The sequence below is a fragment of the Geodermatophilus sp. SYSU D01045 genome (assembly GCF_054050295.1).
This window is the reverse complement of sequence record NZ_JBJGZB010000001.1, coordinates 235,196-258,448: the sequence shown is the minus strand read 5'-3', so window position 1 is coordinate 258,448 and position 23,253 is coordinate 235,196. Positions and strand designations below refer to the sequence as shown.

Annotated in this window: 34 protein-coding genes; 24 read left to right on the top strand and 10 right to left on the bottom strand. The window is 72.1% G+C overall.

All coding sequences use genetic code 11. The annotated features are described in order from the left end of the window. The first annotated feature begins 51 nt into the window (after positions 1-51). Complete coding sequence (locus ACI798_RS01445; RefSeq protein WP_457046995.1) at positions 52-2,757, top strand: putative bifunctional diguanylate cyclase/phosphodiesterase; 2,706 nt, start codon at positions 52-54, stop codon at positions 2,755-2,757. An 11-nt stretch (positions 2,758-2,768) separates the two neighbouring features. Here the strand turns inward: ACI798_RS01445 and ACI798_RS01440 are convergent, their stop codons facing one another. Continuing rightward, entirely contained in the window at positions 2,769-3,350 is a 582-nt protein-coding gene (locus tag ACI798_RS01440) for a DUF4230 domain-containing protein (RefSeq protein ID WP_456941254.1), read from the bottom strand. Between the two features lie 400 nt (positions 3,351-3,750). Between ACI798_RS01440 and ACI798_RS01435 the strand changes: the two genes are divergently transcribed. Continuing rightward, a complete protein-coding gene (locus tag ACI798_RS01435; protein WP_457046994.1) occupies positions 3,751-4,026 on the top strand; it encodes a hypothetical protein in 276 nt (91 codons plus the stop codon). A 30-nt stretch (positions 4,027-4,056) separates the two neighbouring features. Here ACI798_RS01435 and ACI798_RS01430 read toward each other — a convergent pair whose 3' ends face one another. Then, a complete protein-coding gene (locus tag ACI798_RS01430; RefSeq protein ID WP_457046993.1) occupies positions 4,057-5,169 on the bottom strand; it encodes a tyrosine-type recombinase/integrase in 1,113 nt (370 codons plus the stop codon). Position 5,170: 1 nt separating this feature from the next. After that, positions 5,171-5,764, bottom strand: coding sequence for a helix-turn-helix domain-containing protein (locus tag ACI798_RS01425; protein WP_457046992.1), 594 nt, complete (start codon positions 5,762-5,764; stop codon positions 5,171-5,173). Between the two features lie 108 nt (positions 5,765-5,872). Here ACI798_RS01425 and ACI798_RS01420 point away from each other — a divergent pair, with 108 nt between their 5' ends. From ACI798_RS01420 to ACI798_RS01385, 8 genes are all read left to right on the top strand, one after another. Beyond that, a complete protein-coding gene (locus tag ACI798_RS01420) occupies positions 5,873-6,073 on the top strand; it encodes a helix-turn-helix transcriptional regulator (protein ID WP_457046991.1) in 201 nt (66 codons plus the stop codon). Positions 6,074-6,212: 139 nt separating this feature from the next. Continuing rightward, entirely contained in the window at positions 6,213-6,602 is a 390-nt protein-coding gene (locus tag ACI798_RS01415; RefSeq protein ID WP_457046990.1) for a hypothetical protein, read from the top strand. Then, a complete protein-coding gene (locus ACI798_RS01410; RefSeq protein WP_457046989.1) occupies positions 6,602-6,862 on the top strand; it encodes a hypothetical protein in 261 nt (86 codons plus the stop codon). Before ACI798_RS01415 ends, ACI798_RS01410 begins: the two co-directional genes overlap by 1 nt. Then, positions 6,859-7,419: a hypothetical protein gene (locus tag ACI798_RS01405; RefSeq protein ID WP_457046988.1), complete on the top strand. Its 561-nt coding sequence runs from the start codon at positions 6,859-6,861 to the stop codon at positions 7,417-7,419. Before ACI798_RS01410 ends, ACI798_RS01405 begins: the two co-directional genes overlap by 4 nt. Continuing rightward, positions 7,416-7,610 carry a hypothetical protein gene (locus tag ACI798_RS01400; protein WP_457046987.1) on the top strand — a complete coding sequence of 65 codons (195 nt, stop codon included), beginning with the start codon at positions 7,416-7,418 and terminating at the stop codon, positions 7,608-7,610. The genes ACI798_RS01405 and ACI798_RS01400 overlap by 4 nt, the downstream gene beginning before the upstream one ends. Before the next feature lie 160 nt (positions 7,611-7,770). Beyond that, positions 7,771-8,652 (top strand): hypothetical protein, encoded by an 882-nt coding sequence (locus ACI798_RS01395; protein ID WP_457046986.1) that lies wholly within the window; start codon positions 7,771-7,773, stop codon positions 8,650-8,652. Positions 8,653-8,764: 112 nt separating this feature from the next. Beyond that, on the top strand, positions 8,765-9,127 hold the full coding sequence (locus tag ACI798_RS01390) for a P27 family phage terminase small subunit (protein WP_457046985.1): 363 nt from the start codon (positions 8,765-8,767) through the stop codon (positions 9,125-9,127). Continuing rightward, positions 9,127-9,471 carry a hypothetical protein gene (locus ACI798_RS01385; protein ID WP_457046984.1) on the top strand — a complete coding sequence of 115 codons (345 nt, stop codon included), beginning with the start codon at positions 9,127-9,129 and terminating at the stop codon, positions 9,469-9,471. Before ACI798_RS01390 ends, ACI798_RS01385 begins: the two co-directional genes overlap by 1 nt. Here ACI798_RS01385 and ACI798_RS01380 read toward each other — a convergent pair. The 3 genes from ACI798_RS01380 to ACI798_RS01370 all read right to left on the bottom strand — a co-directional run bounded on the left by ACI798_RS01380 (position 9,453) and on the right by ACI798_RS01370 (position 11,245). Beyond that, a complete protein-coding gene (locus tag ACI798_RS01380) occupies positions 9,453-9,707 on the bottom strand; it encodes a hypothetical protein (protein WP_457046983.1) in 255 nt (84 codons plus the stop codon). The genes ACI798_RS01385 and ACI798_RS01380 overlap by 19 nt on opposite strands. A 189-nt stretch (positions 9,708-9,896) precedes the next feature. After that, on the bottom strand, positions 9,897-10,535 hold the full coding sequence (locus ACI798_RS01375) for a hypothetical protein (protein WP_457046982.1): 639 nt from the start codon (positions 10,533-10,535) through the stop codon (positions 9,897-9,899). A 497-nt stretch (positions 10,536-11,032) separates the two neighbouring features. Continuing rightward, on the bottom strand, positions 11,033-11,245 hold the full coding sequence (locus tag ACI798_RS01370) for a hypothetical protein (RefSeq protein ID WP_457046981.1): 213 nt from the start codon (positions 11,243-11,245) through the stop codon (positions 11,033-11,035). Between the two features lie 107 nt (positions 11,246-11,352). Here ACI798_RS01370 and ACI798_RS01365 point away from each other — a divergent pair, with 107 nt between their 5' ends. The 10 genes from ACI798_RS01365 to ACI798_RS01320 all read left to right on the top strand — a co-directional run bounded on the left by ACI798_RS01365 (position 11,353) and on the right by ACI798_RS01320 (position 18,377). Further along, entirely contained in the window at positions 11,353-11,574 is a 222-nt protein-coding gene (locus ACI798_RS01365) for a hypothetical protein (protein ID WP_457046980.1), read from the top strand. Between the two features lie 179 nt (positions 11,575-11,753). Next, positions 11,754-12,197, top strand: a complete 444-nt coding sequence (locus tag ACI798_RS01360) for a hypothetical protein (RefSeq protein WP_457046979.1) — start codon at positions 11,754-11,756, stop codon at positions 12,195-12,197. Beyond that, positions 12,151-13,071: a class F sortase gene (locus ACI798_RS01355; protein ID WP_457046978.1), complete on the top strand. Its 921-nt coding sequence runs from the start codon at positions 12,151-12,153 to the stop codon at positions 13,069-13,071. The genes ACI798_RS01360 and ACI798_RS01355 overlap by 47 nt, the downstream gene beginning before the upstream one ends. Positions 13,072-14,005: 934 nt before the next feature. Then, positions 14,006-14,989: a CpaF family protein gene (locus tag ACI798_RS01350; protein ID WP_457047033.1), complete on the top strand. Its 984-nt coding sequence runs from the start codon at positions 14,006-14,008 to the stop codon at positions 14,987-14,989. Beyond that, complete coding sequence (locus ACI798_RS01345) at positions 14,980-15,843, top strand: type II secretion system F family protein (RefSeq protein WP_457046977.1); 864 nt, start codon at positions 14,980-14,982, stop codon at positions 15,841-15,843. The genes ACI798_RS01350 and ACI798_RS01345 overlap by 10 nt, the downstream gene beginning before the upstream one ends. A 70-nt stretch (positions 15,844-15,913) precedes the next feature. Beyond that, positions 15,914-16,849: a type II secretion system F family protein gene (locus tag ACI798_RS01340; RefSeq protein WP_456941258.1), complete on the top strand. Its 936-nt coding sequence runs from the start codon at positions 15,914-15,916 to the stop codon at positions 16,847-16,849. A gap of 30 nt (positions 16,850-16,879) precedes the next feature. Then, complete coding sequence (locus tag ACI798_RS01335; RefSeq protein WP_456941259.1) at positions 16,880-17,086, top strand: hypothetical protein; 207 nt, start codon at positions 16,880-16,882, stop codon at positions 17,084-17,086. Further along, positions 17,076-17,489, top strand: coding sequence for a TadE/TadG family type IV pilus assembly protein (locus ACI798_RS01330; RefSeq protein WP_456941260.1), 414 nt, complete (start codon positions 17,076-17,078; stop codon positions 17,487-17,489). The genes ACI798_RS01335 and ACI798_RS01330 overlap by 11 nt, the downstream gene beginning before the upstream one ends. Then, the gene (locus ACI798_RS01325) at positions 17,486-17,944 is read left to right on the top strand and encodes a hypothetical protein (protein ID WP_456941261.1); all 459 of its coding nucleotides are present in this window, start codon (positions 17,486-17,488) and stop codon (positions 17,942-17,944) included. The genes ACI798_RS01330 and ACI798_RS01325 overlap by 4 nt, the downstream gene beginning before the upstream one ends. Positions 17,945-18,080: 136 nt before the next feature. Beyond that, positions 18,081-18,377 carry a hypothetical protein gene (locus tag ACI798_RS01320; protein ID WP_457046976.1) on the top strand — a complete coding sequence of 99 codons (297 nt, stop codon included), beginning with the start codon at positions 18,081-18,083 and terminating at the stop codon, positions 18,375-18,377. 200 nt (positions 18,378-18,577) lie between these two features. Here the strand turns inward: ACI798_RS01320 and ACI798_RS01315 are convergent, their stop codons facing one another. The 3 genes from ACI798_RS01315 to ACI798_RS01305 all read right to left on the bottom strand — a co-directional run bounded on the left by ACI798_RS01315 (position 18,578) and on the right by ACI798_RS01305 (position 21,348). After that, complete coding sequence (locus tag ACI798_RS01315; RefSeq protein WP_457046975.1) at positions 18,578-18,919, bottom strand: hypothetical protein; 342 nt, start codon at positions 18,917-18,919, stop codon at positions 18,578-18,580. A 338-nt stretch (positions 18,920-19,257) separates the two neighbouring features. Next, positions 19,258-19,788 carry a hypothetical protein gene (locus ACI798_RS01310; protein WP_457046974.1) on the bottom strand — a complete coding sequence of 177 codons (531 nt, stop codon included), beginning with the start codon at positions 19,786-19,788 and terminating at the stop codon, positions 19,258-19,260. 1,047 nt (positions 19,789-20,835) lie between these two features. Further along, positions 20,836-21,348: a DinB family protein gene (locus ACI798_RS01305; RefSeq protein ID WP_457046973.1), complete on the bottom strand. Its 513-nt coding sequence runs from the start codon at positions 21,346-21,348 to the stop codon at positions 20,836-20,838. Positions 21,349-21,508: 160 nt separating this feature from the next. Between ACI798_RS01305 and ACI798_RS01300 the strand changes: the two genes are divergently transcribed. The 3 genes from ACI798_RS01300 to ACI798_RS01290 all read left to right on the top strand — a co-directional run bounded on the left by ACI798_RS01300 (position 21,509) and on the right by ACI798_RS01290 (position 22,319). Further along, complete coding sequence (locus tag ACI798_RS01300) at positions 21,509-21,691, top strand: hypothetical protein (RefSeq protein WP_456926199.1); 183 nt, start codon at positions 21,509-21,511, stop codon at positions 21,689-21,691. A gap of 128 nt (positions 21,692-21,819) precedes the next feature. Then, positions 21,820-22,035 (top strand): hypothetical protein, encoded by a 216-nt coding sequence (locus ACI798_RS01295; protein ID WP_457046972.1) that lies wholly within the window; start codon positions 21,820-21,822, stop codon positions 22,033-22,035. Next, positions 22,032-22,319 carry a hypothetical protein gene (locus ACI798_RS01290; RefSeq protein ID WP_457046971.1) on the top strand — a complete coding sequence of 96 codons (288 nt, stop codon included), beginning with the start codon at positions 22,032-22,034 and terminating at the stop codon, positions 22,317-22,319. The genes ACI798_RS01295 and ACI798_RS01290 overlap by 4 nt, the downstream gene beginning before the upstream one ends. A 5-nt stretch (positions 22,320-22,324) precedes the next feature. Here the strand turns inward: ACI798_RS01290 and ACI798_RS01285 are convergent, their stop codons facing one another. Then, positions 22,325-22,744, bottom strand: coding sequence for a nuclear transport factor 2 family protein (locus ACI798_RS01285; RefSeq protein WP_457046970.1), 420 nt, complete (start codon positions 22,742-22,744; stop codon positions 22,325-22,327). A 28-nt stretch (positions 22,745-22,772) separates the two neighbouring features. Between ACI798_RS01285 and ACI798_RS01280 the strand changes: the two genes are divergently transcribed. Continuing rightward, the gene (locus tag ACI798_RS01280; RefSeq protein WP_457046969.1) at positions 22,773-23,246 is read left to right on the top strand and encodes a MarR family winged helix-turn-helix transcriptional regulator; all 474 of its coding nucleotides are present in this window, start codon (positions 22,773-22,775) and stop codon (positions 23,244-23,246) included. Positions 23,247-23,253: the final 7 nt, after the last annotated feature.

The window sequence follows — 23,253 nt, the reverse complement described above, 5'->3', positions numbered from 1 at the left end:
CCGCATCCGTTCCAGACGCATCCGTTTCGGACCGATGTCCGGCGTGTGTTGATGACCAGCGGCACTGCCGGAGTCGTGGGCGGCCGGCCGGTGGCCGTCGTCGCGTGCGCCCTCCTGCTCGCGGTGGTCGCGCTGCAGGGGCTGCTGCACGGGACGGCCGCCGGCACCGCGCTCTACTTCGCCGTCATCGGGCTGACCGTCGTCGCCGCGTGGGCCGGGGTGCACCGCGCGGGACGGCGGCCGGTCGCCGTCCTGCTCGCCTCGGGCGTCAGCCTGTCCGCGCTCGCGGACGTCGTCTGGCAGGTGCAGGTGTCGCTGACCGGGTCGGGTGCGGACGTCGGGATCGCCGACCTCGTGTACCTGGGCAGTTACGTCGTCCTCGCCGTCGGGCTCGCGCTGCTGGCCCGGGACCGGCACGTCGACCGCGACCGGCGCGCGGCCGGCTGGATCGACGCGCTGGTCGTGTTCGTGGCCGCGATGCTCGTCGTCTGGGAGCTGTCGATCGCCACGACGGTCCTCGACGCCGGCCTCCCCGTCGTCGACCGCGTCGTCCTCGCGCTCTACCCGGCGCTGGACGCGGCGCTCATCGGCCTGGTCGTGCGGCTGCTGGCCACCCGCCGGCAGGGGGAGCGGACCTCGCTCGCCGTGGCCGCCGCCTGCGCCTGCTGGCTGGTCTCCGACGTCGCCTACCTGCTCGACGCCGATGCCGAGAGCATCGGCAGCTGGCTGGACGCCGGCTGGCTGCTGGGCAGCGCGCTGCTCGCGCTCGCCGTCCGGTGGTCCGCCGCCGGCACCGCCACCACGGGCGGCCCCGGCGAGGACGGCCGGTCGGGCCTGGCCCGCCTGGCCGTGTGCCTGGCCGCGCTCATGGTGCCGCCCGCGAGCGAGCTGGTCACCGACCTGGCCGGCGTCGAGGACGCCTCGGGCGCGGTGGTCGTCGCGATGGGCGCGCTGACCGCGCTGGTCTTCGTCCGCGCCGCGCTGCTGCTGCGCAGCGAGGCCACCGCCCGGGCGCTGGTGCGCTCGCGGGAGCGGTTCGCCGCCAAGCTCACCGCGCACTCCTCCGACGCGGTGCTCGTCGTCTCCCGCGACGGCCGGCTGCTCAGCGACCCCGCGCCGCTGGCCGCGCTGCTCGGGACCGTGACCACCGGCGTCGCCACCCCCGCGGACGCCGTCCGCCTGGCCGGGGTGGACCCCGAGCTGACCGGCGCGCTGTTCGCGCGGGCCCGGGCCGCCGGCGGCAGCGTCGTCGACGCCGAGCTGCCCGCCCGCCACCGCGGGGAGGACCGCTGGATCGGCGTCCGCATGGTCGACCTCGGGGACGATCCCGACGTCGGCGGCGTCGTCGTCCACGTCACCGACGTGACCGGCCGCCGCCGCGCGGAGGAGGCGCTGGCCCACTCGGTGCTGCACGACGGGCTCACCGGCCTCGCCAACCGCGCGCTGTTCACCGACCGCGTGGGCCAGGCGCTGCGCCGCACCGTCCGCGGCGGCGGCTCGGCGGCCGTGCTCTCCCTCGACATCGACGGCTTCAAGGCCGTCAACGACGCCCTCGGCCACACCGCCGGCGACGCGCTGCTGCGCGAGGTGGCGACACGGCTGCGCACCACCGTCCGCGCCGACGACACCGTGGCCCGCCTGGGCGGCGACGAGTTCGCCGTGCTGGTCGAGCAGACCGGCGTCGGCGACGACCAGGCGCTGGTGACCGCCACCCGCGTGCTCGAGGTGCTCTCCCGGCCCGTGGCACTGCCCGGCGGCCCGGTGACCGTGTCGGCCAGCATCGGCGTGGCCGTCGGCCGCGGGGCCGTGGCCGCCGACGCGCTGATCCGCGACGCCGACCTCGCGCTGTACGCGGCCGAGCTCGACGGCCGCAACCGGGTGCAGCGGTTCGAGCCCGGCATGCGCGCGGCGGCGGTGGCCGCCCGCGAGCTGGAGCAGGAGCTGCGCGGCGCGGTGACGCGCGGCGAGTTCCGGCTGGTCTACCAGCCGGTGGTCGCCCTGGCCGACCGCCGGGTGACCGGCTTCGAGGCCCTGCTGCGCTGGGACAGCCCGCGGCTGGGCCCGGTCGGCCCCGACCGGTTCGTGCCGGTCGCCGAGGCGGCGGGCCTCATCGACGAGATCGGCGCGTGGGTGCTGCAGGAGGCGTGCGCGACCGCGGCCGCCTGGCGGCACCTCGGCGCCGGTGACCCAATGATGGCGGTCAACGTGTCGGCCACCCAGCTGACCTCGCCGGACCTGGTCGGCTCCGTCGCCGCGGCCCTGGCCCGGAGCGGGCTGCCGGCCGGTGCGCTCATGCTCGAGGTGACCGAGACCGCGCTGGTCGGCGACCCCGAGCGAGCGGCCGCCTGCCTCACCGCGCTGCGCGCGCTGGGCGTGCGACTGGCGCTGGACGACTTCGGCACCGGCTACTCGTCACTGGCCCACCTGCGGCAGTTCACCGTGGACGTGCTCAAGATCGACCGCTCGTTCGTGGGCGCGATCGCCGAGGGCGAGCCGCTGCCGGCGATCGTGCGCGGCACCATCGACCTGGGCCGCACGCTGGGCCTGGAGGTCCTCGCCGAGGGCGTCGAGCACGAGCACCAGGCGCGGCTGCTGGCCGAGGGCCGCTGCGACAGCGCGCAGGGCTGGCTGTTCGCGAAGCCGCTGGAGCGCTGCGACGCCGAGGCGCTGCTCCTCGAGCAGGCCGCGGCGCGCGGCGGGAGGCCGGCGATCGTGCCGCTGCCCCGCGCGCCGCGGGCGCTGACGTCCCCGGTCTGACGCCGGGACGGTCAGCCGGCGGCCCCGGGCGCGGGCTCGAAGGTGACCGTGACGTCGTCGACGCCGAGGGACCGGGCCAGCGTGGTCAGCATGTCGCGGGTGCCGTCCTCGGCGCGGTCGAGCAGGTCGCTGTCCGCGGCGGCCGACTCCAGCCGGTGCTCGGCGAGCGCGAACAGCGCGCTCTCGTCGGTCGGGTCGTCGGCGAACGCGTCGCCCAGCCGCTCCACGAGGCCGCGGTCGCGGTCGAGCACGCGGCTCTCGTCCGGGTCGATCCGGGCCTCGCCGAGCTGCGGGGCCGGGAGGGTGATGGTGGCCGCCGTGCCGTCGGGGGAGAGGTCGACGCCGTCCTCGCCGAGGGCGCCGAAGTCGACGTAGGCGTCGACGTCGCCGGTGGCGAGGAACTGCACCCGCTCGCCGCTGATCGCCGAGGGCACCCAGGCGGTGTCGGTCTCCTGGTCGACGACGACCTGGAAGGTGCCGGTGGCGGCGTGGTACTCGTCGAGGTCGGCGATCGCCAGCAGCAGCGGCCTCGTGCTGCGGTCGACGGTCTCCTGCCCGAACGGCGCCGTCCAGTCGCCCACCCTGTCGGCCACGACGACACCTACCGGGACGACGACGGCGGCGGCGATCCCCGCCTTCAACCATCCGCGGCGGCGCCGTGCCGGCGCGGCGGAGGGAGCGGGGACACGGGACGGGAGCAGGACCGGCATGCGCGCGATCTCCTCGCGGTCGTGGGGGATGTGCCGTACAGCACCCCGCGCGCCGTATCTGTTCCCGCCGGGCGGGTGCGCTCGGGCCGCATCCAGCGTCCGGGAACGCTGCGTCGGCGCACCCGCTCGGAGGACACCCGCGGGTCACCCGCCCGGGTGGCGTGCGCCCGCGGCCGCGCACGCACTGTCCACAGATCGGCTGACCGGCCTCCCGCGGAACGCCTCCGTCTCCCTATCGTCCCGTCGTCCCGAACGGGGTCGGGGCAGGTGAGACGGGGGTGCGGTGCCGACTGCGACGAGCGCCCTGGACGTCGTCGACGGCGAGGTGCGCGAGCTCATCCGGCGCCGCGGGCTGGACCCGTTCAGCGACCCCGCGCCGGTCCGCGTGCTGGTGCGCGACGTCGTCGCCGACTACTCCGAGCGGTCGCTGACCTCGGCGCTGCCGCCGATCGGCGACCCCGAGTCGGTGGTCCGCGACGTGCTCGACCGGGTGGCCGGGTTCGGGCCGCTGCAGCGGCACCTGGACGACCCCGAGGTCGAGGAGATCTGGGTCAACTAGGCCGCTCGGAAGAATCCGCAGGTCAGGGCATCAGTTGACCTCCTCAGTCCGCACTCGGTCCGCGCCGTGCTCGAGGACGTCCCGCAGTAGGTCGGCAGCTGCCCGCCGGGTGCGGTCCTCGGCCGTCGGCCACAGGTGGCTGTAGACGTCCAGGGTCAGCGACGGCTTGGCGTGCCCGAGGGCGCGCTGCACGGTGACCACGTCGCAGCCGGCCGCGATCAGGCCGCTGGCGTAGAAGTGCCGCAGCCCATGGATGTGCAGCCCGGTGACGCCGGCCGCCTTCACGGTGCGCTGCCACCACGAGTCCACGGTGGACGGGGGGAGTGGCCGGTCGGCGCCGTTGTGGAACAGCCAGCCCGACGGCGACGTACCGAACTCCTCGACGTGCCGGGCCAGCATCTCGACCAGGTTGTCGCCGATGTAGACCTCGCGGCGGGAGCCGTGCTTCGGGTCCTTCACCTGGGCGCCGAACCCGGGCTTGTACTGCACCTGCCGCTCGACCTTCAGCGTTCGCTTGAGGAAGTCGACCGCGTCGATCCGCAGCGCCGATGCCTCACCCAGGCGGACGCCGGCAAAGGCGCACACGCCGATGTAGGCGCGCATCCTCGGCTCGGTGGCCGCCAGCAACTTCGCGACATCCTCGGTGCTCGGGACCTCGATCTGTTGCTCGCGGCTGCTCGGCTTCTTCGGTGGCCGGCTGACGTCCGCGGTCGGGTCCGACGAGATGCGTCGGTCCTTCACCGCAGCGCGGAACACCGTGCGGGCTGCGGTGAACCGGTTGGCGATGGTCAGCGGTGCCATGCCTTCGACGTGCATCTGCTTGACCCACGCCTCGACGTGCGACCCGCGGATCGCGCGCAGCGGCATCGCACCGAACGGGACGGACCGGGCCACCAGGTTCATGTGCGTGACCGTGCCGGGCGCCCAGACCTGCCGCTGCGACCAGTCGTCGAAGAACGACTTGAAGGTGATCCGCCCTGCCGCCGGGTCGACGTACTGCCCTGTGACGACGCTGGCTGTGACCTCATCCAGCCACCGCTGCGCATCGACCTTCCGGTCGAAGTGCTTGGCGTGCTCCTTGCCGGCCTCGTCCCGGTAGCGGGCCCGCCAGCGGCCGTCAGGCCTCTTCGCGATGCTCGCCACGTCAGCCCTCCGCGTCGACGAAAGCCAGCTCGGCGGGCAGCTCTCCCGGGTCGAGGCCCTGCTCCCGGATGCGACGCCGGATGAGTTGCAGCGATCGCTCTTCGCTTCGCTGCTGGTCGCCGTCTCCGCGCTGCCGTGCTCGACGCCACTCCTCGACAACCTCCTCTTGGCTGCGGAAGTCGTGGGTCACGGCGTTGATGAATGCGTAGTGATCCCGGTCGACCACTTCCCAGCGCCCGTCATCGAGGGTCGTCGGGAAGCCGAACTCCCCGGTGAACCAGCGGGCCGCTGGCCACGTCGGCGCGTCAACCTCCGGTAGAAGCGGCACCCGGTCCACCCGGCCGAGAGGGAACAGCAACAGCAGCGGCGGGATCTCGAGGGCGCGGGCAAGCACCAGCAGCTCCTGGACGGAGATCGTCTCTTTCCGGCCGCTCTCCAGGTTCGAGATCGTCGAGCGCGGGATCGGATAGCCCAACTCGGTGCAGCGGTCGGCGAGCTTCTGGGCGCTCACCCTCCCGCGGGCCGCACGGATCCCATCTGCGATCACCTGGGTTAGCCGCTTCGCCCACTCGATGCCGGCGTCGGGTTGCTTCATGGTGATGCAGTTTAGGCCGGGGTTGCGCCGCCACGCAACTACCCGCTACGTTCATCACCAGGACGCAGGAGGCGGAGTTCCTGCGCCACCACGACGCAAAGGTGACCGATGAAGGACACACTTCTGACCATCCCCGAGGTGTCGGAGCGGACCGGCATCCCGGTCCCGACGCTGCGCTGGTACCGGCACCGCGGCGACCTCGGCCCGCGCAGCTTCCGGCTCGGCCGGCGAGTGGTCTACAAGCAGAGCGACGTCGACGCGTGGATCGCCCAGCAGTACGCCGCCGGCGTCGGAGCGGGGGCTGCGTGACCATGCCCCGGAACGAGACCGCCCCCGTCCTGTTGGCGCAGGACGAGGGCGTTGGCGAGAACTACGTGACTGCAGGTCTCGCCGCCGACGATACCGCCCCGGCGGTCCGGACGGCTTCCCTCGTTCGGGGTGCGCCGTGATGTCGGAGCCGCTGCCCTGGGCAGCCGAGGTCATCGCCGCCGCGAAGGGCGAGGACATCCCTGCGTACGGGTCGCCCGAGTTCGACGCCCTGCCGCTCAAGTCCTGGGCTAGGTCGGCGTCGATCGCCATCGCCGCGGAGAGCTGGCGCACGTACTGGCTTCCCGAGGAGCAGGCCCTGCGCCTCCGCCTCGAGCTGGACGAGCGTGCCCGGATCGACGCGGCCGAAGCCGACCTCGACGAGACCTGGACGCCGACCCTGACGTTGACCGAGCGCGAGTCCTACGCCGCCGGACGCCCCAGCTTCGCCGAGCTGTCCGACCGCCGGGGCGAGCAGGAGAAGGCCACTAGCGCCCGCCTGCGGGCCCAGCAGTGGCGAGAGGTGGCGTGATGGGGGCCCGGCCGCTCCGGCTGTTCGAGGAGCCGCACCAGCGGGCGACCGTCCGCGTCGAGGTCGGGCGCCGCACCTGCTGGCTGCACGGCACCGGCATCGCCCGGATGCTCGACGAGCTCGGCATCCCCCGCGCACGCGACTGGCATCCGGATCGCAGGGGCGTGCTCATGTGCCCCGTCGATCGGGCCGGCGACCTCCTGGCGCTCCTCGAGCACCGGGACCGCCGGGTGGTCGAGCTGACCACTGTCGATCGGTGACGCGGCGTCTGACCGTCCGCGACCGCTGGTACCGCACGGTGATCCGCTGCCACGAGGTGAGTGGGTCCTGCCGGGAACTGCTGGCGCACATGGCCGTCTGCCACATGACCGACCTCGGGCACGTGAAGGTGCCCCGGGCCGAGCTGGCGGCGGCGCTGGACATCGCCGAGCAGCGGGTGACCGTCCGCATCGGGGAGGCGGTCAAGGCCGGCCTGCTCGCGCGGACGGGTGGCGGCAAAAACGGCCAGACGATGCAGTACGCGGCCAGCTTCCCCAGCGGTCAGGGTGCCGCATCACGACACCCTCGACCCGAGGTTGAGGTATCGGGAAAACGACACCCTCAGAACGACACCCTGGATCCGGGGTCTGGGTGTCGTGACGCGGCACCCATACGTGCGCGCGCGCTACTTCCAGAACCCGCGACACCCGACCCGCACCGGTCGTCAGCCGCGCCGAGCGGTGACCACGACGTCACCGCACAAACCAGCACTTACGGGAGTGACGACCCACTCCCGGTAATCGCCTATCTCTCGTCTCGAGGACGGAAGTCCGCATGACCACCGAGTTGCGCACCTGGTACGCGCGCATCTGCTGCCCCGTCTGCTACGGCCCCGTCCGGGCGCCGCTGCACGCCAAGGAGGGCCGCTGCCGCGGATGCCGGCCCAAGCGCCAGCACTCCCAGCCTCGGCCCACCCACCCGCGGACCAGCTTCGCGCGGTTCGTCGCCACCCACCGCGCGAGCCAGTGACCAGCCGCAGCCGGCGTCAACCTCACCGGACGGGCCCAGCCATGGCACGGGCCTGCGCACGCCGGACGGAAGGGCGCGAGTGCAGACCTCCGCGCGACGACCGCCCTGCGCCGGCTGCGGCACCCCTCTCCCACTGACCTGATCGAAAGGACCCACCCCCATGTTCGAGATCCGCAACCCCCTCTCCTTCTCCGCCACCCTGTTCGCCGGCGCCGAGGACAACCGCTGGACCCTGCCGGCCAGCCTGGTCGAGGCCCGCGACGCCGTCGTCCGCCTCGGCGGTCTCGCCGCCCAGGCCTGGGACCAGGCGCCCGAGCAGCCGCACGCCATCCGCGACCGCGTTGCCGCACAGATCGCCGCCGGCGCCGATGTCGACCTCGGGCCGATCCACACCGCGCAGCAGGCCGTCACCGACCACGACGAGCGGATGGCGCTGATCCGCCGCGCGCAGGAGATCGCCGGCAACCGACTCGCCGGCGAACTCCACGACCAGGCCGGCTCCGTCATCGCCGACCACCTGCAGCCGGTGCTCGCCGAGCTGGTCGACCAGCTCAAGCGGGACTTCGCCGCCATCGCGCACATCCCCGCCGACGCGCCGCTGTCGGTCGTGCTCACTCAGCCCAAGCCGGTGCGTGAGGCGGCCATCCGCATCGACACCGCCGTCGCCGAGTACGACACGCTCCGCGCCGCGTACAGCCTCGCCCGCAAGCTCGGCACCCAACGCGAGACCGACGACGGCTACGGCTTCTTCTTCGAGATCCGCAACACCGAGCAGGTCTGGCCCGGCATCACCGGACTGTTCGCCGTCACCCCGAGCGACATCCCGTGGCCGACCACCAGCACCCGCGACCGGCTCGCTTGGTTTTTCGCGCACGAGGCCCAGCCGTGGATGCCCACCGCGCAGGAGCAGGACCACCGCTGGCACGAGGTGTTCGGGGAGCGAGTCCGGCAGGCCGCCGCCAACCGCAGCCACCTCGAGGCCTACCGGCACATGTTCGACGACGCGCGGCCGGCCCGGCCGACCGCTGAGGCGGACGCGTGACCGCCCGCGCGCGTGGGGGGTGGGCCCCGGCGCCCGCCCCCCGGATGACCGCCGGAGAGGAGAGGCGCGGCCCGACGTGTGCCTGCGGGTCGATCTGCCCCCGGGAGGAGCTGTGAGGCGCCCCAGCGGGCTCTCAGCCCGCGGCCGGGCGTTCTGGGATCAGGCCGTCGCCAGCTACGAGCTGTCGGAGTCGGAGCTGTCGCTGCTGACCGAGGTGTGCCGGCTGCTCGACGAGTGCGAGGAGCTGCGACAGGCGGTCACCCGGGACGGCACGACGGTCGCCGGGTCGACGGGGCAGACACGGGTGCATCCGGCGCTCGGTGAGTTGCGGCAGCACCGCCTGGCGCTGGGCAAGCTGCTGGCCCAGCTCGCGCTGCCTGACGAGGACGACGAGACGTTGGCGTCGCCGCTGCAGGTCCGCGGCCGGCAGGGAGCGGCAAAGCGGTGGGCCGGTCATGTGAAGCGGGGGGCGTGATGGCCCGTCGCAAGGTCGCCTCGGCGCCGGTCGTGTTCACCGGCGCCGAGCCCCCCGAGGAACTGCTGCGCATCCGATGGCGGCTGGCGGAGCACCCGCGCGGCTTCGTCACCGCCGCGGAAATCGAGGACTTCCTTCGGGCTCGGCGGCAGTGGCGTGAAGAGCGACCGTCGGTCCCGCTACCACCCCTCGATGCGACGACCCGTGCCCGCATCGCGCAGCGAGACGTCGACCCGGCACTCGTCGCGGGAGAGGAGGCGGCCCCTCAAGGTCCCCGGCTGCCGTACCGAAGTCCGGGCCCGGTCGTCGACCCGGGGCAGCTTCTCTACCTGGGGGGCGACTGACGCCGGGACTGCATGAAGGTCGCGGTGGTCGTGTCGGCCCAGATGCAGGCGATGATCAGCAGCTTGACCGTCCACCAGCAGAGCAGGACCGTCAGCTTGAGCATCCAGATCATCATCGCGATCGACAGGCTGATCCAGGCGCTCAGGCCGCGGCTTGCGGCGCGGCCGAGGCCGAGCTTTGGCAGTCCGGCGGATGCGTAGAAGGGCCCGATGCCCACACCGAAACGCAGTCCCATGATGTGCCCCCGTTCGTGAGGGCCGCAGTCTCACCCGGGCTGGGCTTAGTTGACCAGAGGTTCCGAAACGGGACGGGGCCGAGTGTCGAGCGCGCCTCTGTTGCAGCAGCAGGTGGCCGAGCGTCTGCGGATACTCGGCCACCTGCCCTGATGGTGCTGCCTAATGCGGCACAATGCGGTCGCCGCGAACTAGAAGCTCCACTCCCAGCCGGTAGGAGCGCCCAAGGCGCCAGGAATGAACGCAAGCGTGCCGCTGGTCACAGGCGCGTCGATGACGATCGTGCCGACGTACTGCTGCCCAGGCCCGACAGGGTCGCTGGTGAACTGCTCGTTTGGAGCAAGGCAGCTGTACGCGTTACCGCTGACGTCGTTGACCGTCAGGCCGTCAGGGCCAATGACCTGAAAGTCGTACTGACTGATGGTGAGGTACGTGCTGGGGTCAAACTCGGCGCTGGTGGATGCCCGCAGCGAGATCGCGATGTAGTGCCCGTTGGCTGGCTCGCTGGCGTAGTCGCTGCTGCACTGTGGGTCCACCGTGATGCTGTCCACCGCGAAGGTGAACACTCGCGGTGCATCGGGGGCCTCGGAAGCGGTGAACCCCCCCTCCTCGCCAAGCTGCTTGATGATGTTCCCGCGGGCGCTCCTCGCAGGGCCAGTGGCTTCTGCGGTGCTGGGTGCGGCGCTGGTGCTCGTCGGCGGCAGCGCCGGGCTGCTCGCCTTGGCCTTACTGCTCGCCGTGGCCTCCTCCTGACTGCTGTCGGCGCTGCTGCATCCGGTGAGCAGCAGCGACGCGCCGGCAAGGACGGCGGGGATGGTGCGGCGGAACATGGTCTCCTCCGGTCGGCATAGCCGACTGCGACTGATGTGGGGTCGTTGGAGTTCCATATCGGCAGTTGCAACGCAGATTGGCCTTCAGTCGACCGGTCGGGACTAGGGCCTGTCCTACGGATCATGTGCGCCGTCACTGCTGCCGGTGTCCCTGAGCGGCCCACTTTGGGCGATTGGGGCGCGCAGGGCCGTAGTCCCCTCCTGGGCGGGATCGACGACTCTTAGCCTCGGCCCATGACTCGGAAGCCACTGCGGTGCCGGTTCGGGTTTCACTCCTACGTCCAGCGACATCCGGACGGCGAGCAGCCCTTGAGTGTGGACGACAAGATCTGCCGGAGGTGCGGGAAGCGCACGGGCGCCCCGTTCGCGTGGGCGCCGCACGTCTTTCCCGGGTGATGTTCTCAGCGGTGGTGGCGGAGGGGTAAGCGGCCAGAACGTGGCCCTAAAGCCGCCTTCAGGGACAGGGGCGGCGGCGCACAAGATCCGCAGGACAGGCCCTAGCCCGCGTCCTGCGCTTCAGCTGTGGCGGCCCACTCGAACCACACGACGCCGTGCCGGCCGACTGCCTTCGTCGGCCCCTCAACGGTCAACGACGACCAGTCGGGCACGGCCTCGTCCGCGATGGCGATGAGCCGAAGCTGCCCGCGTAGGCCGGCGGTTGCCCGCTCGCGGTCGTCGTACGGCAGCGCCGTCGTCGCCCGGTAGGTCACCGTGGGAGCGTCGCGCAGTGCACGCCCCCGAGCACGGGTTGATCACGGCACGTCACTCGCGTGGGTCGGGGCATGGCTTACCCACCTTCAGCGGCTACATCGAACGTGTGTTCCAACCGCCACGCCTCATCCACCAGCAACTGTTCGACCCGCCTCGCGACGTCCTCGTCTTCAACGACGGGCAGTGGTGGCCCGGCGAGCAGACCGCATGGCGGCTATGTGACGACGGGTTCGGGTGGCGCGCCGCGGTCACCTGGCGGCAGTTGCACGACTACGGCTGGGGCCGGCACATCACGTCGGTGCGGCCCGAGGAGGTGCGCCTGCCGTAACCGCCACGACTCTGCTGCGGTCCGGCGCAGGGACTCCAGTGACGGAAGTGACTCCGCAGGCAAGGGTTGCTAATGGAGGAGAACCTGTTCCGTTTGAGCACGCCGCGACGGATGCCCGGGTCGAGAAGTGCAGCGGGAGAGGGTGACGAGGACCTCAACACCCCTCACCGGGAGAGAACATGCGTCTCCGCACCACCGCCGCCGCCGGCATCCTCATGACGGCCGCCCTGTCCTTCGGCTTCGCAGGCACCGCCCAGGCCGCCGACACCTATAACTGCCCGGACTTCGTCTCGCAGGCGGACGCTCAGGCTGTCTACAACGCCAACCCGAGCGACCCGAACCAGCTGGACCGCGACAACGACGCCCAGGCCTGCGAGGACCACGACTACGTCGCCAACCCGGGGACCGTCACCGCCGCCATGGCCCTCGGCACCACGAACCAGGTGGCCCCCAGCACCACGAGCCAGGTGACCAGCCGTCCGGCGGGCGCCGTCGCCGCCGGCGACGGCAGCTCGTCCGGCGACGACGCTGGCGCCCTGCCCTACGTCCTGGGCGGCGTCGCTCTGACCGCGGCCGGTGGGGCCGCGTTCGCTGCCCGGCGTAGCTCCCGCGCGACCGTCTGACCTTCGCGACGTGCGGCACCGCGCACCCGACACCCGCCCCGGCCACACCGTGGCCGGGGCGGGTGGTGCGGTGCGCATCGTCGGGGCGTACCCCCCGCCACTCCCTTCGGCGCAAGCGTCGAGCATCGAGGCCGAGCTTGAGGCCCTGCTCGCCCGGCCGCCCCGAGTCACCCGCTACGGACAGCCCAGTCGCCGGGCTGTGCGGAGCGCCCGGCCACGTGCCGCCCGTGTCTGGGGGTGCACATCGGCGGTGCTTGCCGCCGCAGGAATCGCCGCGATCGTCGCCCTGCCCCAGGGCGCGAATGACCCCGTCCGACTCGACGTTCCCCTCGCCGTGGTCGCCCCGCCGGTCCCCGCGACCGCGACCCCGTCCGTGCCAACTGCCGAGCTGGCCAGTGCGACGGTCACTACACCGCAACTGCCGGCAAGCACTCCCACTCGGGTCCAGATACCGGCCCTCGGAGTCGCATCCCGGATTATGGAGCTCGGCCTGGAGCGGGACGGCTCCATGGAGGTTCCGCCGGGGGCCTATCCCGTGGGCTGGTACGACGGCAGCCCCACACCCGGCCAGCTCGGGCCCGCTGTCCTCGCCGGCCATGTGGACTGGGAGGGCAAACCGGGAGCCTTCTACGGGCTACGGGAGCTGCGCCCCGGGGATACCGTCGTCGTCGACCGCGCCGATGGCACCGTTGCGACCTTCCGCGTCGACCGCGTTGAGGAGCACGCCAAGGACGACTTCCCGACCGAGGAGGTCTACGGCGACATCGACCACGCCGGTCTCCGCCTCATCACGTGCGGCGGAGCGTTCGACGAGGACTCGGGGGACTACGAGGACAACATCATCGTGTTCGCCAGCCTCGCAGCGGTCGGCTGATCAGGCAGTACAGCCTAGGTGGCTCAGGACACCGGCGCGCAGTGGTGGGTCGCTCTAGGGTGCGTGGTGCTTCGCCTACGCAACGTGCTTATCGCTGTGACGATAGTGGCGATGCGGTCGTCAACCCCGACATCGACCGGCTGCGTGCGCTGCCTGAGGCGATCGGTGACTGCCTCGAGAGTTTGACCGAAACAGCGTCGCAGCAGGACGCCCGCGAACCCGCCCCGCCCTGGTCGTGAAGTCCCGGGGTGGCGCGGGGGGAGCGGCTTGCGGGTTCTCAGAGGTAAAAAATTCTCGACTTCCGGGGCGTCATGTCTCTTCTTCCCCGACGGGTTCACGATCCGGGAAGGTTCCTACCCGGAATTGCCTGGAGGTGGTTTCGAACCTGACAGGCCTCTCGTTTCGAAGCAGATCGATGATTACTTGAAACTCTCCCGTGGAGGTGGGTACCACGTTAGTGATGAAGCTGGCGCCGTCGAAGAGGCTGAAGGTCCCTTGGTTGCTGTTCTCGTCCCAACTTACAGCGTAGTGAGTTACTTGACGGAGGACCATCGCCTTCTGCCTCTCTAGAGGACCCGACATGGGACGTGGTCCACGGTGCCCTGGGAGGCGTCACCGCTCTGTCACCTCAACCTCATAGCCGGGGTCTTACGGTCGGGACAGCCCATCCCACTAGGTGTCTACGTCTGGGGCCAACGCCGCCATCGTCCTCACCCACGCGCTCGTGCCGCTGCGCCCAACCCAGTGGGCGGTGGAGGTGCAGGCTGTATCCGCGCGCGGAAGGCATCGTCCATGCACCGCGGCTCGCGGTCCGCGCTGAGTCCGCAAGAGGTCCGTAAACGGTCCACGACAACCCACGTTCTCCAACGGCGTCTTCGCAGGTCGCCACGCCGATGCGCCCAGTGTCACGCAGGCGGTCCGCACGCATGGCTAGATCTGGGTCAACGAGCCCGGCCGGGTGTTCGTGGCCCGCCGCGGCCGCAGCGAGCTGACGACGACGATCCTCGGCGCCGGCGAGCTGGCCGACCTCGTCGAGCGGATGCTGCGCAGCTCAGGCCGGCGCATCGACATGAGCCAGCCCTTCGTCGACGCGATGCTGCCCGACGGCTCCCGGCTGCACGTGGTCATCCCGGACATCACCCGGCGGCACATGGCGGTCAACATCCGCAAGTTCGTGCTGCGGGCACACGGCCTCGACGAGCTGGTCGCCACCGGGACGCTGACGCCGCAGGCCGCCCGCTTCCTCGAGGCCGCCGTCGCCGCGGGCCTCAACGTCCTGGTCTCCGGCGGGACGCAGGCGGGGAAGACGACGCTGCTGAACACCCTGTGCGCGGCGATCCCGGCGCGGGAGCGGGTGATCACCTGCGAGGAGGTCTTCGAGCTCCGCGTCCCGCTGCCCGACGTCGTCGCGATGCAGACCCGCCAGCCCAACCTCGAGGGCGCCGGGGAGATCCCGCTGCGCCGGCTGGTCAAGGAGGCGCTGCGGATGCGGCCCTCGCGGATCGTCGTCGGCGAGGTGCGGCAGGAGGAGTGCCTGGACCTGCTCATCGCGCTCAACTCAGGCCTGCCCGGGATGTGCACGCTGCACGCGAACAGCGCCCGCGAGGCCGTGGTGAAGATGTGCACGCTGCCGCTGCTGGCCGGGGACAACATCGGCCACGCCTTCGTCGTCCCCACGGTCGCGGCCAGCGTGGACCTGGTGGTGCACGTGGCCACGGAGGCCTCCGGCCAGCGCCGGGTGCGGGAGGTCGTGGCGGTGCCCGGCCGCGCCGAGGACGGCGTCGTCGAGCTGGCGGACGTCTTCACCACCCGCGACGGGCGGCTGGTCCGCGCCGAGGGCTTCCCGCCGCACGCCGAGCGGTTCGCCGCCGCCGGGTACGACCTGGCCGCACTCCTCGGGGCGCCCGCGTGGAGCTGACCGGCGCGCTGCTCGGGCTGCTGCTCGGCGTCGGCCTGCTGCTCGTCTGGCGCAGCGGGCCGCGGGCGCCGCAGCGGTCCGCCGGCCCGCGCCGTCCCGGCCGCCGGGCGCGGCTGCTGGCCGAGGCGGGCCTGACCGGGATCAACCCGGCGCAACTGGTCGCGCTGCAGATCGGCCTCGGGCTGCTGGCGCTCGTCGTCGTCCTGCTGACCACCGGCACGGTGACGGTCAGCCTCGCGTTCGGCGTGTTCGCCGCCGCCCTGCCGCACGTGCAGGTGCGCCGGCTGGCCGCCCGCCGCCGCGCCGACCTGCGCGAGGTGTGGCCCGAGGTGGTCGACAACCTGGCCTCGGCCGTGCGCGCGGGGCTGTCGCTGCCGGAGTCGCTGGCGGCGCTGGCCACCCGCGGCCCGGAGGTGCTGCGCCCGCCGTTCGCCCGGTTCGCCGCCGACCACCGCTCCACCGGCCGCTTCGGCGAGAGCCTCGACCGGCTCAAGGCCGACCTGGCCGACCCGGTGGGCGACCGGATCGTCGAGACGCTGCGGGTGGCCCGGGAGGTCGGCGGCAGCGACCTCGGCCGGGTGCTGCGCACGCTGGCCGGCTTCCTCCGCGAGGACGCCCGCGCCCGCGCCGAGCTGGAGACCCGCCAGGGCTGGGTCGTCCAGGCCGCGCGGCTCGCCGTCGCCGCGCCGTGGGCGGTGCTCCTGCTGCTGGCGACCCAGTCGACGACGCTGGCCGCCTACGACTCGCCGCCGGGCACCGCGCTGCTGCTCGGCGGGGGCGCGGTGTGCCTGGTGGCCTACCGGGTGATGCTGCGGATCGGGCGGCTGCCGCAGGACGTGCGGGTGCTCCAGTGAGCGAGCACCGCAGCGAGCGCCAGCGAGCGAGGAGCGGAGCGAACGGGCCGCGGAGCGGCGGGGAGTCACGGTGACGCTGCTCGGGATGCTGCTGGGCGGCGCGGCCGCGGCCGGCGTGCTGCTCGTGGTCACCTTCGCGCCGCCGTTCCGCTCGGTGCGGCTGGTCGACCGGCTGGCGCCCTACGTGCACGACACCCCGCCGCCGTCGCGGCTGCTCGGGACGGCGACCGAGCCCGGGCTGCTCACCGCCGCGCGCCGGGTGTTCGGGCCGGTGGTGACCGACGGCGCCCGGTTCGTCGACCGCGTGCTCGGCGGCCGCTCCGCCGTCCGGCGCCGGCTGGACGCGCTCGGCGGCGAGCGGTCCGTGGAGGACCTGCGCGTCGAGCAGGTCGTGTGGGGCGGGGTCGGCCTGCTGGGTGCGGCGCTGCTGGCGGCGCTCGGCGCGCTGGTGGCCGGCAGCGTCAACGTGCTGTCGGTGGCGCTGCTGTGCCTGGCCGGCCTGCTCGGCGGTGTGCTCGGCCGCGACTGGTGGCTGACCCAGCAGGTGCGCAGGCGCGAGGACCTGCTGCTCGCGGAGTTCCCCGTCGTCGCCGAGCTGCTCGCGCTGGCGGTGACGGCGGGCGAGGGGCCGGCGGCGGCGATCGCCCGGGTCACGCGCCTCTCCGGCGGCGAGCTGGCCCGCGAGCTCGGCGGCGCGCTCGGGCGGGCGCGGGCCGGCGTCCCGCTGACGGCGGCACTGCAGCAGGTGGCCGACCGGACCTCGGTCGACGCGCTGGCCCGCTTCGTCGACGGCCTGCTCGTGGCCATCGAGCGCGGCACCCCGCTCGCCGAGGTGCTGCGCGCCCAGGCGGCCGACGTCCGCGAGGCCGGCAAGCGCCGGCTGCTCGAGGCCGGCGGCCGCAAGGAGATCCAGATGATGGTGCCGGTCGTCTTCCTGGTGCTGCCGGTCACCGTCCTGTTCGCCCTGTTCCCGGGGCTGATCAGCATCGTCTCGCTGGCGCGGTGAGCGCCGGTGCACAACGGAGGAGGACGACGGATGCGGGCGCTGGCCTGGCTGCTCACGGTGACGGCGGCGGTTGCTGCACGCCTGCGGGACGAGGATCCCGAGCGGGGCGACGTCCCCGGCTGGGTGATGATCACCGTGATGACGGCGGCCCTGGTGCTGGCCATCCTGGTGCCGTTCCGCGAGGCGATCGTGTCGGCGGTGCAGAACGCGCTGGCCTCCGTCACGAATGGCGGCTGACGCTCCTGACACCGCGGCCGACCGCGAGCGGGGCAGCGCCGTCGTCGACTTCGTGCTGGTGTCGGTGCTGGTCGTCGTGCTGCTGCTGGCGGTGCTGCAGGTCGCGGTCTACGTGCACGTCCGCAACGTGGTGACGGCGAGCGCGCAGGAGGGCGCCCGGTACGCGGCCAACGCGGACGTGCCCGCCGAGGCCGCGACCGGGCGGGCGCTGGAGGCGGTGGCGCGGGCGACCACGGCCGGCACCGCCGAGGGGCTGGTGTGCACCGCGGCCGAGGAGGTCGACGACACCGGGCTGGTGCTGGTCAGCGTGCGCTGCAGCGGCGCGGTACCGACGCTGCTGGCGGGCCTGGGCGACCTGCTGCCGCTGGACGTCACCGGCCGCGCGGTGGAGGAGGCCGCGTGAGGTGGCTGCGCGCCCGGCTCGGGTCCGGGGAACGCGGGTCGGCGGTCGTGGAGTTCGTCTTCGTCGCGCTGGTGGTCTTCGTGCCGCTGGTCTACGTCGTCGCCGGGTTCTCCGCGGTGCAGCGCGGGGTGTTCGCCGCGACCGCGGCCGCACGGGAGGCCGGCCGCGCGCTGGCCACCGCGCCCGACGTCTCCACCGGGCTGGCGCGGGCGGAGCGGGCGGCGCTGTTGGCGGTGGCCGACCAGTCGGTCGACGCCACCGACGTGCGTCTGTCCTTCTCTCCTCCGGGCGCCGAGTGCGGGACGGCGAGCTACGCGCCCACCCTCGCACCGGGGGAGGAGTTCGCCGTGTGCGCCACGGTGACCGTGCGGATCCCGCTGCTGCCGGAGTGGATCGACGCCAACACCGCCACCGGGCGGTTCGTCGTCGAGACCGACCGCTACGTCGACCGCTGACACCTGCCGTCGAGTGTGACGTAAGGGCCGCAGTATTGAGCGCTATCCACCTTGGAGGAGCCGTGGCTTCTACCTGACGCGTCCGGCGTACATGCCAGCTCGCCCCCGTGCAAACGAAAGACCGAGGACGAAGGCAATGAGCGTCGAGAACCGTCTGGCCGTCGAGCAGCTAGCCGTGCTGGCGCCCGGTGACGCAGTCGTCATCGAAACCGGCGCCGAACCGGCCAGCCGCGGAACCCCGCAGGCAGCGTCGTCCGCGCCGACGGGCCGCGCATCGCTGTCCGCGTTCTCAGCCCGCGTGGCGCCGCCTACCTCGAGCAATGCCTTCGCCGGGACGGAAGCCGCGTCGGCGGCTGGGTGCGAGGGAAGCTCATCCATGGCGATGTGGGCCGGCCGGTTCTCGAAGAGGCCCAGCGCCGTGCTCAGCACGTGACTCGCCGTTCCGCGACTGGACGCGCCACCGTGCTGACGTCAACCGACTGCGGGCGCTGCGCGAGGCAATCGGTGTGAGCCTCTAGGGTCTGACCGAGACGGAGTCGCGGTAACGACGCCCGCGAACCCGCCCCGCCCTGGTGGTCAAACTCCCCGGGCGGGGCGGTGCTGTGTTCGCAATCCGCAGCATTGACCGGACGGTCAGTCCTCTCCGGCAGCAACCTGCTCGTCTTGCTTGAGCGCCTGCGACGGCTGGCCGGCGGACGACTGGCCAACGGACATCGAAGCGCCCAGCCAGAGAGCCCCACCGAGTGCAATCAAGGGTGCGCTGTACTGCCAACGGTCAGTGCGAGCGGCTGAGCAGGCGTCCTCGACCATGTCATAGCCGCTATCGAACATGTTCATGTTCTCGAGATCGCCACCGCCGAACACGCTGCCGCAATCGGCGCCGATCGCGGCTTTGACCGGCACAAAGAGGAAGATGAAGCCGAGCAAACAGGCGACGATGCCGAGGAGCAGGGCGGTGTTGTTGCGCGATGCCATGTGGGTTCCGTGAGTCGTTTTAGTGCAGCAGTGCTGCTGGCCGCTTCTGGTATCGGTGGTTGGTCGTGGATGTTGGTTCCAACATCAGAGTGGGCGACTTGGTGTGGAACTCTCGATACGAGCGGTGCTGATCACTCAGACCGCGCTTGCATGGACCGGCCGCGGGGGTCGCGCGAGGTGATCAGCCGAGCTCTCAGGGCCCTGATCAGATCAGCTTCGTGGTGGATCCGCTCCGCCAGCCCCGCCTTACTTGGCCCTGACCGGGCGGGGCAAGTCTCTGCAGTTGGGCGGCCCGCATGCTGTGACAGTCACCGCTTGCGGCGACTACCTGAGCGCCATCACCGGAGCGTGTTCTCGATTGCCAGGGGCACCGTTGCAGCTGACAGTGAGGCGGTGGTGATGATCAGCTGGCAGATGCTTCCGGGCAACCCGCCGAGCTGCCAGTCGATGCCGTCGCACCCGTTGGCGCGCACATCATCGAGGCTGTCGTGTGCGGAATCGATCGCCTCGACGACTGCGGAAAAGCGCGTCTCGCCCAGGTTCACCAAGTCGGCAGCACCGAGCCGCAAGTTCGTCAATGCCGCCGCCAGATCGTCTACGGTGAGACATTCGTTTACCCCACCCCGGCATAGCGGGTCACTCGCGGCCAGGATGTCGCAATACTGATTGCAATGATTGATGAGATTAGCTTCTGCCAGCTCAACTGGCGTTGGGGTCCGCACCACCGGTTGTGGAGCGGTCGTCGTCCTTGGGGTGGCCGTAGCACTCGCCTCGCCTGCAGCGCTCGCCACACCTGAGACCTCGGTGTTGCAGCCTGCAAGCGCCAACAACGCCGCCCCTGTCAAGGCGATGAGCGCCGCACTCCTCATGTCTTGTGCATCGGCAGGCTTGGGTTGAGATCAAGCTGACTGGCAGTCGTCCCAGTGCTCGAACAGCTCCCCTCACTGCATCACGGGCATATGGCTTCTGATGTCCGACCCGTAGCTAACTCGACCGCCGCCATCGCTGGGGACCCCTGGGTGTCCATCAACATCCAATCGTTGCCCCTGAGTATGCGTCCCTGAGCGGTGAGGCCAGGAACAGCCGCTGAGCCGCAGCCGGCGGGATTGCTGCGGTGGACAGCCAAGCGCCGCTCGGAGGCGCTCCGTGGCTCGACGTAGAAGGTGAGGTGGCCGCCTAGGACATCGCACCCGCCGACCGGCGGGCTGTTGGTGTTCATGTTGCAGGTGACGCCGACGGCAGTGAGGTCCTCCGCGAGGTCCTCCACGCTGGCATAGGTGCTCTCGGTGTCCAGTGCCGTGGGCTGTGAGGCGACCGCTTCCGCGCGCTGTCCTTGGAACGGTGCGTCGTTCGAGCCATCACACGCGGGGAGCGCAAGCAAGCAGAGGGCGGACGCAGAGAGGATGCCGCGGCGCAACGAGATCTCCTGTGGGCGCTCGTTCCTGTCGTCTAGTCGGAGACAGCATCGGCCCGATTTCGGGGGATCTAAGCCGAAGCTCTATCGCAAGCCAGATGTGCAGTTCGGTCGTGTTCCTGCTCCGGATGCCGCTGCCCGACGTCGTCGCAATGCAGACCCGCAGTCCAATCTCGAGGGTTGGGGGATCCCGCTGCGTCGGCTGGTCAAGGAGGCGCTGCGGATGCGGCCCTGTGGGGGCCTTTGGACGTCGACCGGCCAACCTGGGCCGGGTCAGAGTCAACCCGTCTCGCCGGAGGAGTTTCCAATGCGGGCCTGCTGACTTACCGCCGCCTACCTCGGGCCGGGGGAGGAGTTCGCTGTCTGCGCCACGGTCACCGTGCGGATCCCGCTGCTGCCGGAGTGGATCGACGCCAACACCGCCACCGGGCGGTTCGTCGTCGAGACCGACCGGTACGTCGACCGCTGAGGACCGGCCCCGGTCGTCTCGACGGAGGGCGGGTCAGCCCATCGTCTTCTGGCCGTCGATGGACTCCCGCAGGATGTCGGCGTGGCCGGCGTGCTGCGCGGTCTCGGCGATGACGTGCAGGAACACCCGTCGGGCCGACCAGCGGGCGCCCGGCTCGAACCAGGGTGCCTCCGGCAGCTCGTGGTCGACGTCCAGGTCGGGCATCGAGGCGATCACCTCGTCGGTGTGCCGCGCCACCTCCTCGTAGCCCGCCAGCACGCTCTCCAGCGTCTCCCCGCGCTCGAGGTGCCAGTGGCGGCTGACGACGTCCGGGCCCCAGTTGCGGTGCATCGCCTCGGCCCCGCCCTCGGCGAAGCGCACCCACGACGCCTCCGTGCCCGCCACGTGCTTGATGAGCCCGGCCAGGTTCAGCGCGCTGGCGGTCGGCCGCCGGGTCGCCTGCTCGTCGGTCAGCCCGCGGACGGTGAACCGCAGGAAGGCCCGGTGCCGCCGCAGCGACTCGATCAGGTCGGCCCGCTCGCGCGTGAGGGTGGTCGAACCGGTCATGGGATCGCCTTCCGTCGTCGTCCGGTGGGTCGACGGCGACGCTAGGGGGAGGGAGGGCCGCATGGGACGGATCGGCATCCGCCGACGTCCTCGGGGGCAACCGAACTGTCACACCCGCGACCTAACGTGCAGCTCACAGGCACAGGACGCGGAGGTCGCGATGAGCCCGACCATCACCAGCATCGACCAGATCGACCTCGACATCTCGGTCGCCTACATCGCGCTCGGCGTCGCCCGCACCTCGTGGGACCGGTGCCCGAGCGGGGAGAACGCCCGGGCCGTCGACGAGGCGGAGGCCTGCGTGAACCGTCTGCTCGACGAGCGGTTCGCGGCCCAGCAGTGACCCGCCGCGAGGAGTGCCCCGTCGCCTGACGAGGGCGGTGCGGGCCTCTCCGCCCGGGACGCCCGGCTCCGGCCCGTCGTCGGGTGTCTACTCGTGCGCAGGGACTGCCGTGCGGCCGAGGGGGACCCGTGGCGATCGTCTGGTTCACGGATCGGGACCGCCAGGACATGGCCGATGCCCGCGAGGAGCGTCGCGTGCTGTACGAGTTGACCGAGAAGTACACGGTGTACCGAGAGGCCGACAGAGACGCGAAGCCGTTGACGGAGGGTCAACTGCGGATCCTCGACGGCGAGCTCACGATCGACCCGTCGCGCCGCAGGAAGGCGGAGGGGGAGGAGCGGTGACGACGACGCGTGGCGCCGTCCGCACGGGCGCCGTCGCCCTCGCTGCCGCCCTCGTCCACGTGCTCGGGGTCGTCGTCCCCTTCGTCGCGAACAGCCTGCACCACCTGCCGCTCGCCGAGGTGGCAGGCGGCTCCCACGACCCGGAGGACCTGTGGCCGGCGACCGTGCCCGTCATCGGCGGCACGGCGCTCGCCCACGCCGCCGTCGCCCGGGGGTGCGTCGCCGTCCTGGCGTGGTTCCTCGGGCCGACGTCCGAAACGCTGATCAGCCGGCAGATGGACTGACCGGCCTACGGCAGGGGCTCGTAGCAGTCGAAGGTCTCGTGGTCGACGACCCGGCCGTCCCGGACGGTGAGCAGCGCGGCCACGTGCGCGACCAGCTCCTGGCCGGCGCGGTGGGGGCCGGCGTCGGCGCCGACGGTCCCGCGCCACGTGGCCCGGACGGCGGCCCGCGGGCCGGCAGTGACCACCTCGTGCACGTCGAACACCTGCTCCCGCAGCAGCGCCTTGCCGGCGCGGAAGCCGGCGAGCGTCCCCTCGAGGTCGCGGACGGCGCCGCGCGGCGTGACGGCGTTCGGGTGCTCCACCACCCGCAACTGCGCGCCGAGCAGCGGGCGCAGGTCGTCCTCGGTCGCGGTGAGGTCGGAGACGGTGGCGTAGTAGCGGCGGACGACCGTGGCGACGTCCGTGTCCGGTGCCGTGGTTGTCATGACCGCACGCTTGCACAACCATGGTTGTGTGTCCAGGTCCCCGGAGCTCGACCTCGCCTCCGTCCTCTCCCTGCTCGGCGCCGCGGTCGACGACGCCGTCCTCCGGGCATTCGACGGCACCGGGCTGCGCCGCGGGCACGGCTACCTCGTGCAGCGCCTGCTGGCCGGCCCCGCCACCGCGACGGAGGTGGCCGCCGAGCTGGGCGTCAGCCAGCAGGCGGTGTCGAAGACGCTCCGGGAGCTGGCCGACCTCGGCTACGTCGGGCCGGCCGGGGACGCCGAGGACCGGCGGCGGCGCCCGGTGGCGCTGACGCCGGCCGGGCGGCGGGTGGTGCAGGTGGCCCGGGAGACCCGCGCCGACGTCGACGCGCGGGTGCGCGCGGCGGTCGGCGACGAGCGGTTCGAGGCGTGCCGGGACGTACTGCTCGACGCGCTCGACGTCCTCGGCCTGGGCGAGCAGGTGCGCCGCCGGGCGGTGCGGCCGCCCGACGGCGCGCTGTAGAGGGGAG

Bases quoted from the DNA above. Each gene is read 5' to 3' on its own strand.
- ACI798_RS01445 (WP_457046995.1), top strand. From the start codon at position 52: ATGACCAGCGGCACTGCCGGAGTCGTGGGCGGCCGGCCGGTGGCCGTC.
- ACI798_RS01425 (WP_457046992.1), bottom strand. From the start codon at position 5,764: ATGAAGCAACCCGACGCCGGCATCGAGTGGGCGAAGCGGCTAACCCAG.
- ACI798_RS01420 (WP_457046991.1), top strand. From the start codon at position 5,873: ATGAAGGACACACTTCTGACCATCCCCGAGGTGTCGGAGCGGACCGGC.
- ACI798_RS01415 (WP_457046990.1), top strand. From the start codon at position 6,213: ATGTCGGAGCCGCTGCCCTGGGCAGCCGAGGTCATCGCCGCCGCGAAG.
- ACI798_RS01410 (WP_457046989.1), top strand. From the start codon at position 6,602: ATGGGGGCCCGGCCGCTCCGGCTGTTCGAGGAGCCGCACCAGCGGGCG.
- ACI798_RS01400 (WP_457046987.1), top strand. From the start codon at position 7,416: ATGACCACCGAGTTGCGCACCTGGTACGCGCGCATCTGCTGCCCCGTC.
- ACI798_RS01395 (WP_457046986.1), top strand. From the start codon at position 7,771: ATGTTCGAGATCCGCAACCCCCTCTCCTTCTCCGCCACCCTGTTCGCC.
- ACI798_RS01385 (WP_457046984.1), top strand. From the start codon at position 9,127: ATGGCCCGTCGCAAGGTCGCCTCGGCGCCGGTCGTGTTCACCGGCGCC.
- ACI798_RS01380 (WP_457046983.1), bottom strand. From the start codon at position 9,707: ATGGGACTGCGTTTCGGTGTGGGCATCGGGCCCTTCTACGCATCCGCC.
- ACI798_RS01375 (WP_457046982.1), bottom strand. From the start codon at position 10,535: ATGTTCCGCCGCACCATCCCCGCCGTCCTTGCCGGCGCGTCGCTGCTG.
- ACI798_RS01360 (WP_457046979.1), top strand. From the start codon at position 11,754: ATGCGTCTCCGCACCACCGCCGCCGCCGGCATCCTCATGACGGCCGCC.
- ACI798_RS01335 (WP_456941259.1), top strand. From the start codon at position 16,880: ATGCGGGCGCTGGCCTGGCTGCTCACGGTGACGGCGGCGGTTGCTGCA.
- ACI798_RS01330 (WP_456941260.1), top strand. From the start codon at position 17,076: ATGGCGGCTGACGCTCCTGACACCGCGGCCGACCGCGAGCGGGGCAGC.
- ACI798_RS01320 (WP_457046976.1), top strand. From the start codon at position 18,081: ATGAGCGTCGAGAACCGTCTGGCCGTCGAGCAGCTAGCCGTGCTGGCG.
- ACI798_RS01315 (WP_457046975.1), bottom strand. From the start codon at position 18,919: ATGGCATCGCGCAACAACACCGCCCTGCTCCTCGGCATCGTCGCCTGT.
- ACI798_RS01310 (WP_457046974.1), bottom strand. From the start codon at position 19,788: ATGAGGAGTGCGGCGCTCATCGCCTTGACAGGGGCGGCGTTGTTGGCG.
- ACI798_RS01305 (WP_457046973.1), bottom strand. From the start codon at position 21,348: ATGACCGGTTCGACCACCCTCACGCGCGAGCGGGCCGACCTGATCGAG.
- ACI798_RS01300 (WP_456926199.1), top strand. From the start codon at position 21,509: ATGAGCCCGACCATCACCAGCATCGACCAGATCGACCTCGACATCTCG.
- ACI798_RS01285 (WP_457046970.1), bottom strand. From the start codon at position 22,744: ATGACAACCACGGCACCGGACACGGACGTCGCCACGGTCGTCCGCCGC.